A 12,491-nucleotide genomic window follows, 5' to 3' on the forward strand; every position below is an offset into this window, starting at 1 on the left:
GCACGTCAATCCCGGTACGGGCTCGCGACGAAGAGATCCTGCGCGGGGAACCTCGTGAGCACCTCGATGCCGTAGTCGGTCACCACCACCTCCTCCTCGATGCGCGCGGCCGAGAACCCGTCCGATGCGGGGCAGTACGTCTCCATCGCGAACACCATGCCGGTCTTCAGCTCGACGGGGTCCTTCATCGAGTTCAGGCGCGAGATGATCGGCCGCTCGTGCAGTCCGAGCCCGAGTCCGTGTGCGAACTGCAGTCCGAAGGCCGCCAGCTCGTTCTCGAAGCCGAAGTCCTCCGCGCGTGGAAGCACGGCCGCGACGACATCGCTGCCCACGCCTGGCCGGATCGCGTCCAGTGCGGCATCCATCCACTCCCTCGCCTGTTTGTACGCATCGCGCTGGCTCTCCGTCGCCCATCCCACACCGAACGTGCGGTAGTAGCACGTGCGATAGCCGTTGAACGAGTGGATGATGTCGAAGAACGCCTGATCACCCGGGCGCACGATGCGGTCGGTGAAGTTGTGCGGATGCGGGTTGCACCGTTCACCCGAGATCGCGTTGACGGCCTCGACCTGATCACTGCCGTACTCGTAGAGCCGCTTGTTGGCCAGTGCGACGATCTCGTTCTCGCGCACGCCCGGCTTCAGCGCCTCGGCGATGTCCTGATAGACGCCGTCGACCATCGCCGCGGCCTGGTTGAGCAGCATGATCTCATCGGTGTTCTTGATCACGCGGGCGTCGAGCATCGCCTGCTGTGCATCCGCGACGCGAAGTCCCTGCCGCTGCATCTCGAACAGGAACGGCGGCTCGATGATGTCGACCCCGACAGGTGCGTCCGCGAGTCCTTCGGCGCGAAGCAGCGAGACGATCTCGGCCACCGCGTCGCGCATCAGCCCGGCGCCGTCGGGATCGACTGCCCCTCGGAAGCCGAGGAAGCCGGCGCGGTAGTTCTCGTCGGGCACCCAGTCGGAGTAGAGCTTGTGGTGACGCACCGCCGACCCGAAGTCCCACAGGATCGGATCCCGCCCGCGCATCAGCAGGGCGTACCGGATCATCTTGTCGCCGAGGGCGCCGCCGATCCAGGTCTGGGTCGTGTAACGGATGTTGTAGAAGTCGAACAGCAGGAAGGCGCCGCACTCGGATGCCTCGAGGGCAGCCTTCGCGCGGTCGAGCCGGTACGCGCGCAGTCGTTCGAAGTCCACGCGGTGCTCGTAGTCCACCGCGTTCTGCCCCGGCGCTCCGAGCGGTCGCACACCGGGCGGGCGGGAGACGGGACGCTCGAAGCGTCCGCTCCTCGGGTGCCCATGACCTGCCCCCATCAGGAGTCCCCGAGACCGTCGGTGACCTCGGCGTTCTCCGATGCGATGTCCAGCCCGGAACCGTGCGCGATCGTGAGGATCAGCGACGCGAAGTCCTGGTCGACGTTGCCGTTGCCGACCTCCTGAGCGACGAGATTTCGCGTCACGCTCGCGAGCGGCATGACGACGCCCAGCTCCTTGGCCGCGGCGAGACCGAGGTCGAAGTCCTTCTGCAGCAGCACGTTCGTGAACGTCGGCGTGAAGTCGAGGTTCACCAGCGCCGGCGTCTTGTACTGCGTGAAGACCGACCCCATGACCGAGTCGTTCAGGAACGCCAGGAAGGCCTCGCGCGTGACGCCGGCCTTCTCGGCGAGCACCGTGATCTCTGCGAGCGACTGGATGACGACACCGAGGAAGACGTTGTGCGCGATCTTGACGACACGCGCGAGCTCCGCATCGCCCACATACGTCACCCCGCGTCCCCATGTGCGCAGCAGAGGTTCGACCTCGTCGTAGGCCTGCCGGGGGCCGGATGCGGCGACGGTGAGCTTTCCCGCGGCGATCACCTTCGGGTTGCCCGAGACCGGTGTGGCGAGAAACCCGACACCGCGCCCCTCCGCCACCGAACGCACCGTCTCGGAGGCTTCGACCGACACGGTCGACGCGTCCCCGATGATCCGCGGTGCGCGCGACGGGTCGCTCAAGAGCCCGTCCGCACCGAGCATCACGGTCTCGAGGTCCTTCGACGCGGACACCATGCTGAACACGATGTCCCGGTCGGCGAGGTCGACGGGACGGTCGACGATGGTGGCGCCGTACTCCGTGAGCGGCTCCGCCTTGGCTCGTGTGCGGTTGTACACAGCGACCGGGTATCCGGCGTCGAGCAGGCGCTTGGCGAGCTGGAAGCCCATCCGTCCCGCGCCGATCCATCCCACCGTGGGCTTGGCATCCGTCATGAGCGTCTCCTTGTTGTGTCAGTGGTGAAAGCGAGGACTGCCGTCTACGCCGGCGCGGCCGCGACGACGTGGAATTCGAACCGCAGGCGGCGATCCGTCGCCAGGCGGGTGACCTGAACAGTCGTGCTGGTGGGGATGTGGCCTCCGAACCACTCCGCCTGGTGCGCGTTCACGACGTCCTGGTCGGCCTCGACATCGGTGAAGAAGCGGATCATGTTCACCACGTCGTGTCGCCGGCAGCCGGCCGCGATCAACGCCTGGTCCAGATGCTCGAAGGCGTTGCGCACCTGCCCAGCGGCATCCGTCGGCATCGAATCGAACACCTCGGGCACGTGGGGGTGGTCGTGATAGACGGGCGCCCCGGTCACGCCGCTGATGAAGACCAGGCGGGCGTTCGACACCGTGCGGATGGCGGGCACGAACGGACTCACGATGGAATCGTCGAAGCCCTCGTGGTGGATGATGTCGGCGTTTCCGACGCGGCGGGGTTCGGGGATCTGGCTCATGCTCGTCGTTCCTCTCGTCGGGCGGCTCAGCCGCCGAGCCCTCCCGCGTCGTGGGTGACGCGGCCGTTCATGATGGTCAGTTCGCTGAGGATGTCGCGGAGGTCGTCGTCCGCGCACGCGAACGGGTCGCGGTCGGGCACGCAGAGGTCGGCGTCATAACCGGGCAGGATCCGCCCACGGTGCCCCTGCTCGCCGGTGAACCACGCGGCGTCCCGCGTGTAGGTCGCGATCGCGGCCGAGCGCGACAGCCGGTGCGCGGCCGCGCGCTCACCCCGGCCGTTCAGCGTGCCGCCGGTCACCAGCCACCAGATCGACGCCCACGGCGAGAACCAGTTCGCACGCGTCGCGTCGGTGCCGCCGCCGATCGGGATCCCGAGCTCGCGCATGTCGCCGATGGGGGGCGCTGAGGCCGTCGCCGCTGCTCCCCACGCCGAGACGTAGTCGCCGCCCTTGAGCAGCAGGCGGTTCTGCACGAGGATGCCGGCGCCGAGACGCGCGACGCGTTCCAGGCTCCCACGCGAGGCCTCGTCGGCGTGCACGATCGACCAGCCACGGCCGGCGACGAGGCCGGTCTCATGCTCGACGCGCTCCCAGGCATCCAGGATCCGCCGGAGAGTGGTCTCGAGCACCGCGTGGATGCTCATCCGCCATCCCCTCGTCGCGCACAGCCGAACCACCTCGACCAGTTCGGCGAAGGCCCCGTCCTCGATGGCGAACGGTTCGAACCCCTCCATGTCATGGCAGCCCAGGTGAGGGATCTCGCCGATGCCCGCCACTCGCAGCATGCTGTCACCCATGTCGGGCTGCAGGAGCGTGGTCAGAGACTCGACATCGGCCACCTCGCCGCCGCGCGTCCACGCCGAGTGGAAGAGGCGTGCGCGAACGTCGAGTCCGCCGTTGCGCCACACCGCGTACAGGGGATCGTAGTCGCGCGGCGTGACGAGGAGCCCTCCCCCGTCGACGAAGCCGGTGAGGCCGTGCCGCGCGAAGACGGAGCACATCGCTCGCACACCCGCCTCGGACTCCGGTGCGTCCACGCGCAGCGCGAGCGCGAGCGGCACCGCGAACGCACCGACTCCGCGAAGCTCACCGGTGAGCGAACCGGATGCGTCTCGCACGAGCGTTCCGCGATCGGGGTCGGTCGAATCGTCGTCGAGGCCACAGGCCCGCAGGCCCGCCGAGTTCAGGACGCCGCGGTCGTACAGCTCCTGGACGTAGACGGGATTGTCCGGGGCCGCCGCGTCGAGCTCGGCGCGGGTGGGCGCCCGGCCCTCGGCGAGCTGAGACGAATGCCATCCGCCGACCACCGACACCCATGCGCCGGGTCCGCGGTCCCTGGCGTCGTCGCGAACCCGGGCGAGCGCCTCGGCGATGGAGCGGACATCTTCCCAGTGCATCGTGCGCGTCCACGAGACCCCGCCACGCACGGCGTGGATATGGGAGTCGTTCAGCCCGGGCAGCAGCCGGCGTCCGCCCAGGTCGATCGTGCGCGCGCTGAGAGGGCGCAACGGCGCCAGGTCGTCGTCGGATCCCACGGCGATGATGCGCCCGCCTGCGACGGCGACGGACTGCGCCTCAGCGGCGGACTCATCCGTGCCGGCGAACGTCGTCACGCGTCCGTGATGCAGCAGCAGATCCACCACGGGAAGAGACCGCGGCGCGGCGTCGGTGTGCACGTCGTCCTCCGCCTCAGATGCTCAGGTGCTTCTCGAGCACCCGGCCGTCGGCGCGCAGCTCTGCGGGAGAACCCGACCACGCGATGGTGCCCGAGTCGTCGATCACGATGACATGCTCCGCGATGTCGAGCGCGAGGTCGACGTTCTGCTCGGCGATCAGGATCGAGAGGCCAGAGGTGCGCAGGCCCGCGAGCCGGTCCTGGATGACGTCGAGCACGCTGGGGGCGAGCCCCTCGCTCGGTTCATCCATGATGAGAAGCGTCGGATTCGTCATGAGGGCTCGGCCGATCGCGAGCATCTGCTGCTCGCCTCCCGACAGCGACCGCGCCATCGAGCCGGAGCGCTCGGCGAGGCGCGGAAAGAACTCGAACACGCGCTCGACGGTCCACGTCTCGCCCCGCGACGGCTTCGACCGCCGGACCACGGTGAGATTCTCCAGCGTCGTGAGGGAGCCGAACACGCGACGCCCCTGAGGGACGATGGCGATTCCGGCCCTCGAGATCAGATGACTCGGCTTGCGCGTGATGTCGACGCCGTCGTACTCGATCGTGCCGTGCTGCACGGTCGGTGGCCGAAGTCCGCAGATCGTGCGCACCAGTGTCGTCTTGCCCATCCCGTTGCGCCCCAGCAATGCCACGGACTGACCGTCGGCGACCGCGAAGTCCACGCCGTGCAGCACGCCCGCGGTCGCGTACCCCGCGTGCAGTCCCTTGACCTGAAGAGTCACTTCTTGTCGCGCCTTCCCAGATAGATCTCCTTCACCGTCGGGTGGTCGCGGACCTCGTCCGGGGTGCCGGTGACGACGTGCTTGCCGTTCTCCATGCACATGACGCGATCGGTGAGGCCGAGGGCGAGGGTCATGTCGTGCTCGATGAGGAGGATGGGGAGCGTGCGAGGGAGCTCCTCGATGAGGCGGCGGAGGGTGGTCCGCTCCACGGCGCTCAAACCGGCGGCGGGCTCGTCGAGCAGCAGGATCGTCGGGCGACTCACCAGCGCCATCGCGATCTCGAGCTGGCGCTGCTCGCCGTGGGACAGATCCGCGACCGTGTCGTCGCGGCGTGCGTGAAGCCCCACCGACTCCAGCATCATGGTCGACTCCTGGGTCACCTCGTCGCGCCGGCCCTGCACGCGCCAGAACACCCGCGCCTTCGGGGATCCGCCCCGCGCCGCGACGCGGACGTTGTCGAGAACGGTCATCTCGCGGAACAGGTTGGAGACCTGGAAGGTGCGGCCGACACCCAGGCGGGCTCGGCGCGCCGTCGACAGCTTGGTGACGTCGCGGCCGAACAGCTCGATGGTGCCCGTCGTGGGACCGACGTCGCCCGCGATCATCTTGAACAGCGTGGTCTTGCCGGCACCGTTCGGCCCGATGACCCCCATCCGCTCACCGGGGGCCAGGTCGAGCGAGATGTCGTCGACCGCCTGCACGCCGCCGTACCGCTTGCCGAGGCCCGCGACGACGAGCGCGGGGGCTGGGGCCCCGGACCCTGCCGGATCCGGGGCCTTCGCCGTCGTCGCTTCTGTCACTCGAGCCCCTGGAAGGTCTGCGAGTACGTCGGCTGCGCGAGCGCCTCTTCGGGCGTGCGCCCGAGCCACTGGTCGACGTCCTCGAAGGTGGCGATCGGGACGTTGTACAGGTTCCCGTCGTCGAGCTTCTCCACCTCGCGGATGTAGACCGGACCGACCGTGTTGTTGTACTCGTCCCACTGGACGCGGCCGAAGATGCTGTCCTCGAAGGTGTACTCGGTGATGGCCGACACCAGCTCCTCGCCCGTCACCAGACCGTTCTCCTCCAGCACCGATGCCACGAGCGACGCCGTGATGTAGCCGCCGGCCACATAGGCGCCAGGAACCTTGCCATCCGAGAACTCCTTGTAGGCCTCGATGAACTCGGTGACGACCTCGCTGTCACGTCCCTCCGCCCAGTAGCTGATGGACTTCAGGCCGATGATCGAGTCGCCCATCGTGCGCAGCGTCCCCTGGTCGGCGGCGCAGCAGTTCACCAGGAGCTTGTCCATGTCGAGACCGAGGCCGAGGTACGCGTTGAGGAAGTTCGGACCGGGTGCGCCACCGGCGGTCGCGACATACACGACATCGGCATCCGCCGCCTGGATCTGCGACGCATAGGTCGAGAAGTCCGTCGTCGAGTTCGGGAACCAGATCTGCTCGACGACCTCTCCGCCATTCTCGACGAAGCCCTGCACGAATCCTGCGCACGACTCCCAGCCGAATGCGTAGTCGGCGCAGAGCGTGACCGCCGTGTCGAATCCGCCCTCGGTGGCCGCCCACTCGCCGCCGGGGTAGTTCGCCTGCGATCCACCCATCGAGCCGGTGCGAACGGTGAGGTCGTTGGCGTTGCGCTGCGTGAGGTCGTCGGATGCCGCCACCGGATGGAGGTTCGGCACCCCGACACTTGCCGTGTACTCGGCGACGGCGAGCGCGGTGTTGGCGATCAGGGGGCCGACGATCACGTCGACCTCGTCCTGCTCGACCAGCTTGCGCGCCTTCGTGAGGGAGGTCTCCGGGTTGCCCGCATCATCCTCGACGATGGTCTCGATCGTGACGCCGTTCACCTCGTTGCCCTGGGTCTCCCAGTACAGGTTCCAGCCGTCCACCATCTCCTGGCCGGCGACGGCGAAGTTGCCGGTCGTCGGCGAGATGTAGCCCACCTTGAGGGCTCCGGTCTCACCGGCGGGCGCGGACGCGTCCCCCGACGGCTCGGCGGCTCCGGGCGGTGCGCAGGCCGTCAGGGCGAGCGCAGCGGCGGCGGCGATTCCCGCGGCGGCCACGGCTCGGCGGCGCAGGAAGGTCGACGTTGACTTCATGACAGATCCTCTCGACGTGCTTGCTGTGTGTGTGATGCATCGGACCCGGGTGGTTCCGGTGGTGGTCCTCCGTCACCCGGTGGTGCGGAGGTGGGACGCCTGCGAAGGCGATTGACGAGCTTGCGCGTGCTCCCGGCGATGCCGGCGCGCGCGAAGAGGATGACGAGGATGAAGATGAGCCCCAGGACCGTCGGCCAGCGGTCGACGTAACTCGACAGCACGGTCTCGACCAGGACGACGACGGCGGCGCCGATGAGCGGGCCGAGGAGCGTGCCGATGCCGCCCAGGATCACCATGACGATGAGGTGGACGGAGCGGTCGACGCCTGCCGACGACGGGCTCACGAAATGCGTGTGCCACACCGACAGGAGTCCGGCCAGGCCCGCTACCGTGCCCGAGATCATGAAAGCGCTCAGCTTGTAGGAGGCGACGCTGTAGCCGAGGCTCCGCATGCGGCTCTCGCTGTCGCGGACGCCGCGCAGACTCGCGCCGAACGGCGAGTTGCCGACCACCCAGAGCGCCGCGGTCAGCACGACGAAGGCACCCAGCACCACGTAATAGAACATCCAGTACGACGCCATCCACTCAGGGCGCTGGATGCCCGAGATCCCGTTCTCTCCGCCGGTCACCGACGACAGCCGGAAGGCCAGGCCGTAGATGAGCATCCCGACGGCCAGCGTCACCATGAGGAAGTAGATGCCGTTGGTCCGCATCGACAGCAGTCCGTAGACGAGCGAGACGAAGAGGGTCAGACCGAGTGCGAAGACGACCTGCATCCCCGGATCGAACCCCTGCCGGGAGGCCCAGCCCGCGCCGTAGGCGGCTGCCGCGGCGATTCCGGCGTGACCGAGCGACACCATCCCGCCCTGACCGGCCAGGAAGTTGACGCTGGAGGCCAGCGTCGCCGCGATGAGGATCGTCGAGGTCAGCGAGACCGCGAATCCCGAGACGCCCAGGTAGGGCAAGGCGATCGCGAGGACCAGCAGTGCGCCCAGCAGCACGAGGTTGATCGTCATGGCCCGGGAGTTGCGCGGGATGCCGAAGGTCCGGACCGTCTTGGTCTCGACGATGCGGTTGCTCATCAAGCTGCCTTTCCGAACAGGCCGGTCGGGCGCAGCACCAGCACGAGCGCCATCGGCAGGAAGATCGTGAAGTACGCCAGCTCGGGTATCCACGCCTTCGCGAAGGCGTCGATGAGCCCGATGAGGATGCTTCCGATGGCGGCGCCGGGGATGCTGCCGAGGCCGCCGATGATGATGACGACAAGCGCGTACAGCAGGACTTCGTTCTGAACACCCGGGAGGATGCTCTGCACTCCCGCTCCGATCGTGCCGCCGATGGCGGCGAGAGCTGCCCCGACGACGAACATGCCGGTGAACACCCACTTGATGTTGATGCCCATCGCGGTGATGATCTCGCGGTCGTCCACGCCGGCCCGCACGATCGCACCGACACGCGTCTTGTACTGCACCAGCGCGAGCGCCAGCCCGATGACCACCGCGACGGCGATCACGAAGATGCGGTACCAGGGGTAGATGAACTCGCCGATCATCAGGGCGCCGGGGATCTTCACCGAAGCCGGCAGATTCTGCGGGTCACCGCCGAAGACGGCGAGACAGAGATCGGCGATCACGAACGAGACGCCGATGGTCAGCAGGACTTCGGGCATCTCCTGGCCACGCACGAACCGGAGCAGCACGACCTCCACGATGAAGGCCGTCCCCGCGACCACGATGATCGCGACGATCACGGCGAGCAGCAGGTTTCCGGTCAGCGTCGCGATGACGACGCCGATGTACCCGCCCAGCATGTAGAACGCGCCGTGCGCCATGTTGACGATCCGCATGAGACCGAACACGAGCGTCAGACCGCTCGCGAGCAGAAAGAGGAGAGCGCCGAAGCTCAATCCGTTGAGCACCTGTTGTGCCAGGAAGACGGGTTCGAACACCGATGTATCGGACCTTCCACGTCGTCGGGGAGTGCCTGCGGGACCGCTGGTGCCCCCCAGTGAACCAATGCTTCTCACCTCTGTCAAGTGTCACTGCACAATTGATCAATTGTGAGTGCACAGTACCGGTGGCAAACGATCAGTCTGTGGGCACACCGCTGGAAAGAGGCGGGGCCGTGACGACAGGCCCCGCCTCTGTCAGGCCTGGGACTCGCCCCGGCCCTCGGGAGTGTTGAGGTGGGACTGCGAATCACGGATGCCGGGAAGCGCGCCGCTCACGGTGAAGTACCGTCCGCCGCCGGCGACGAGCAGGGTCTCGGCGGGGAACTTCGTGATGACCTCGCAGCCGTCGGCGGTGACGACGACCTCCTCCTCGATGCGAGCGGCGCCCCACCCGTCGGCGGCCGGCCAGTACGTCTCGAGGGCGAAGACCATCCCCTCCTCGAGCACCTCGGGGTGGTCGAGCGAGGTGAGCCGGGAGAAGATCGGCTTCTCCCAGATGGAGAGACCTACCCCGTGCCCGTACTGCAGAGCGAAGGCGGCCTCCTCGTCCGGGAATCCGAACTCTTCGGCCTTGGGCCACAGCTTCACGATGTCAGCGGTCGTCGCGCCGGGCCGCACGGCGGCGATCGCGACATCCATGTACTCCCTCGCCCGCCTGTACGCGTCGACCTGCGCCGGGCTGGCCGACCCGACGGCGAACGTGCGGTAGTAGCACGTGCGATACCCGTTGAACGAGTGGAGGATGTCGAAGAACGCCGGGTCGCCCGGCCGCACGGCGCGATCGGAGTACACGTGCGGGTGCGGCGCGCAGCGCTCCCCCGAGATGGCGTTGACGCCTTCGACGTACTCCGAGCCCTGGTCGTACAGCGACTTCGCGACGAGTCCCACAGCCTGGTTCTCACGCACACCCGGACGCAGGAACTCGTAGAGCTGGTCGTATGCCGCGTCGACCATCGATGCGGCAGTCGTGAGGAGCGTGATCTCGTCGGGCGTCTTGATCCGGCGTGCCTCCATGAAGACCTGCTGGCCGTCGACGACGTCGATCCCCTCCTTCTGCAGTGCGAACAGGATCGGCAGCTCGACCACGTCCACACCGAGCGGCTCGCCGAGCAGCCCGAATCGCTCGAGCTCACGCCGGATCTTGCGCGCAACTTCCTCCGCGATGCCGGCTCCCGGCGGGAAGGCACCGCGAAGAGTGGAGATCCCCGCTCGCGCGCCCGACTCCAGGCGCGGTCGCTTCGCACCATGATGCGGTGCGTGCGGATCGGCATCCGCCTCCATGTGGGTCTCGTGCAGCCACGGATTGAGCAGATCATGGTGCTTGGCGGCAGAGCCGAAGTCCCAGACGATCGGGTCGGTCTTGCGCGTGACGAGGCAGAAGCGGATGAGCTTGTCCATCGCCCACGTGCCGATGTGCGTCGCCGACGCGTACCGGATGTTGCTGAAGTCGAACGCGAGCACGGCGCCCAGCGACGAACGCTCCAGCTCGGCGTGCAGGCGCGCCAGGCGCTCGTCGCGCAGCCGCTCGAAATCGACGCGGGCCTCCCAGTCGACGCCCATCGTGCCGCGTGTGGCGATGCTCATGATCCGCTCCTTCTCGTGTGGGGTCCCGTCGTGGTCCGGCCGATCACGTGATCCGCCAGCCGCGGTCCACATTCAGGCTGTGAGCCGAGACGCCCCTGTTGAACAGCAGGAACCGCACGGCGTCGACGACGTCGGCCATGGTCGCCAGGCTGCCGCCCGGCGTACGGCTCTCGTACCCCGCGAGCACCCCGTCGGGCTTGCCCGCCCAGAATGGGCTGTCGCCGATGATTCCGGGATGGAGCGAGTTCACGCGGATCGGTGCGAGCTCGTGGGCGAGGGTGTTCATGAGCCCGTCCACGCCGCCGTTGATGGTCGACACCGTGGTCGACCCGGGGTATGGAGCATCCTTCGCGCGACCGCCGAACAGCACGATCCCCGTCTCGACGCTCGACGTCAGCCGATCCAGCAGCGTGTGGACCGTCTCGGTGTAGCCGATGAGCTTGAGGGTGATGAGCCGCCGGGCGCGGGCGATGTCGTAGTCGCGGATGGTGTTGGCGTCTCGCTCGATCGCCGCCATCACGACGCCGTCGAGGGCAGGGACGTCCCGCAGCTGATCCGCGATGCCTTCCGGTTCTGAGACGTCCAGCGCCACGCCCGTCGCGTTCGCGCCCAGCCCCGCGGCGACCTCGTCGGCCGTTTCGCGGCTCCGGCTGGTCACGATCACGCGATCGCCTCCGGCCACCAGGTCCTTGGCCAGCTCGAGCCCGATGCCCGACGACCCGCCGGCGACGAGTATCGTCCGTCCGCTCACAGTTCCTCCTCCAGTCGTTCTTCCAGGTACTGCCAATCCCGTGCGAAGCGGTAAGCGTGGCGCGGCGGCATCTGGGGGGCCTGCGTCTCGAGCCAGCGCACCGGCGCACCGGTGGCGGCGAACGAGTGCTCGCAGCCCACACCCGCCCACGCGATGTCGCCCGTCTCGAGGAGGAACTCCTCACCGTCGAACGTCGCCGCCACCTGGCCTTCGGTGATCAGGTACGCCTCTTCGAGGGGGTGGTCGTGCGTGCCGGCCTTGCCGTCGGGCTCGTACTGCACCATGAACATCGTTCCGAGCGTCGCGCCGAGGTCGGAGTCGACCATCATCTTGAGCGTGATCCCGCTGTAGACGAGCAGAGCGGTGCGCATACTCGCCGACACCGCCAGCAGCTCCTGCGACTGCCGCCCGGGATTCATGTGATCGGCCGTGATGTTGCCGAACGAACGCGTGCGCGGATCGCGCGGATCGACGGCGACGGGCGTGACGTCGGCGAGGTCGGCCACGCGGTAGGTGTCAGAGCCATGCCGTGCGCGAGCGGGAGGCGTGAACAGGTCCGACCACTCCGCCCGATGCTCACCCACCGCCCGCCAGGCGTGGGGCACGCCGATGGGTATCACGCCGTAGTCGCCGGCGACCAGGTGGACCGTGGCTTCCGGGGTGGCGAGGATCACCTCGCCGTCGAGGACGTGGAAGCTCTCCTCGAACGAATGCACGTGCGTCGGGATGCGACCGCCGACGTCCAATCGCGTGATGCCGAAGTCCGTGTGCGCGGCACCGTCGGCTTCGCCGACGGCCCGCCAACGGGTCACGCCCTCGGCGCCCGGGGCGAGCGCCCCCGGATCGGTGTACTCGGCCTCTCGTGCCCGTCGGACGACGAACCGCGCCATGCGCTGCCTCCTTGCATCGGCCCTTCACGGCGCGCCATCGCACCGCGGTGTGACACC

12 protein-coding genes are annotated in these 12,491 nt (G+C 68.2%); all 12 read right to left on the reverse strand.

Features of this window, described 5'->3' with window-relative positions:
- Positions 1-5: 5 nt before the first annotated feature.
- A complete protein-coding gene (locus tag HF576_RS02155; RefSeq protein WP_343234147.1) occupies positions 6-1,199 on the reverse strand; it encodes a M24 family metallopeptidase in 1,194 nt (397 codons plus the stop codon).
- A 116-nt stretch (positions 1,200-1,315) separates the two neighbouring features.
- Positions 1,316-2,251 (reverse strand): NAD(P)-dependent oxidoreductase, encoded by a 936-nt coding sequence (locus HF576_RS02160; protein ID WP_168911133.1) that lies wholly within the window; start codon positions 2,249-2,251, stop codon positions 1,316-1,318.
- A gap of 44 nt (positions 2,252-2,295) precedes the next feature.
- A complete protein-coding gene (locus HF576_RS02165; RefSeq protein ID WP_168911134.1) occupies positions 2,296-2,757 on the reverse strand; it encodes a RidA family protein in 462 nt (153 codons plus the stop codon).
- Positions 2,758-2,783: 26 nt separating this feature from the next.
- The gene (locus HF576_RS02170) at positions 2,784-4,433 is read right to left on the reverse strand and encodes an amidohydrolase family protein (RefSeq protein ID WP_168911135.1); all 1,650 of its coding nucleotides are present in this window, start codon (positions 4,431-4,433) and stop codon (positions 2,784-2,786) included.
- A 13-nt stretch (positions 4,434-4,446) separates the two neighbouring features.
- The gene (locus tag HF576_RS02175; protein WP_168911136.1) at positions 4,447-5,160 is read right to left on the reverse strand and encodes an ATP-binding cassette domain-containing protein; all 714 of its coding nucleotides are present in this window, start codon (positions 5,158-5,160) and stop codon (positions 4,447-4,449) included.
- On the reverse strand, positions 5,157-5,960 hold the full coding sequence (locus HF576_RS02180; RefSeq protein WP_168911137.1) for an ATP-binding cassette domain-containing protein: 804 nt from the start codon (positions 5,958-5,960) through the stop codon (positions 5,157-5,159). The genes HF576_RS02175 and HF576_RS02180 overlap by 4 nt, the downstream gene beginning before the upstream one ends.
- Complete coding sequence (locus HF576_RS02185; protein ID WP_168911138.1) at positions 5,957-7,258, reverse strand: ABC transporter substrate-binding protein; 1,302 nt, start codon at positions 7,256-7,258, stop codon at positions 5,957-5,959. The genes HF576_RS02180 and HF576_RS02185 overlap by 4 nt, the downstream gene beginning before the upstream one ends.
- Positions 7,255-8,340 (reverse strand): branched-chain amino acid ABC transporter permease, encoded by a 1,086-nt coding sequence (locus HF576_RS02190; RefSeq protein WP_168911139.1) that lies wholly within the window; start codon positions 8,338-8,340, stop codon positions 7,255-7,257. The genes HF576_RS02185 and HF576_RS02190 overlap by 4 nt, the downstream gene beginning before the upstream one ends.
- Positions 8,340-9,206: an ABC transporter permease subunit gene (locus HF576_RS02195; protein ID WP_168911140.1), complete on the reverse strand. Its 867-nt coding sequence runs from the start codon at positions 9,204-9,206 to the stop codon at positions 8,340-8,342. The genes HF576_RS02190 and HF576_RS02195 overlap by 1 nt, the downstream gene beginning before the upstream one ends.
- A gap of 198 nt (positions 9,207-9,404) precedes the next feature.
- The gene (locus tag HF576_RS02200) at positions 9,405-10,793 is read right to left on the reverse strand and encodes a M24 family metallopeptidase (RefSeq protein WP_168911141.1); all 1,389 of its coding nucleotides are present in this window, start codon (positions 10,791-10,793) and stop codon (positions 9,405-9,407) included.
- Between the two features lie 43 nt (positions 10,794-10,836).
- The gene (locus tag HF576_RS02205; protein WP_168911142.1) at positions 10,837-11,544 is read right to left on the reverse strand and encodes an SDR family NAD(P)-dependent oxidoreductase; all 708 of its coding nucleotides are present in this window, start codon (positions 11,542-11,544) and stop codon (positions 10,837-10,839) included.
- On the reverse strand, positions 11,541-12,434 hold the full coding sequence (locus HF576_RS02210) for a cupin domain-containing protein (protein WP_168911143.1): 894 nt from the start codon (positions 12,432-12,434) through the stop codon (positions 11,541-11,543). Before HF576_RS02210 ends, HF576_RS02205 begins: the two co-directional genes overlap by 4 nt.
- Positions 12,435-12,491 lie beyond the last annotated feature (57 nt).

It is taken from the genome of Microbacterium salsuginis (assembly GCF_012524205.1).
GTDB lineage: Bacteria > Actinomycetota > Actinomycetes > Actinomycetales > Microbacteriaceae > Microbacterium > Microbacterium salsuginis.

Coding starts and splice junctions, on each gene's coding strand:
- HF576_RS02160 (WP_168911133.1), bottom strand. CDS start 2,251: ATGACGGATGCCAAGCCCACGGTGGGATGGATCGGCGCGGGACGGATG.
- HF576_RS02165 (WP_168911134.1), bottom strand. CDS start 2,757: ATGAGCCAGATCCCCGAACCCCGCCGCGTCGGAAACGCCGACATCATC.
- HF576_RS02185 (WP_168911138.1), bottom strand. CDS start 7,258: ATGAAGTCAACGTCGACCTTCCTGCGCCGCCGAGCCGTGGCCGCCGCG.
- HF576_RS02190 (WP_168911139.1), bottom strand. CDS start 8,340: ATGAGCAACCGCATCGTCGAGACCAAGACGGTCCGGACCTTCGGCATC.
- HF576_RS02200 (WP_168911141.1), bottom strand. CDS start 10,793: ATGAGCATCGCCACACGCGGCACGATGGGCGTCGACTGGGAGGCCCGC.
- HF576_RS02210 (WP_168911143.1), bottom strand. CDS start 12,434: ATGGCGCGGTTCGTCGTCCGACGGGCACGAGAGGCCGAGTACACCGAT.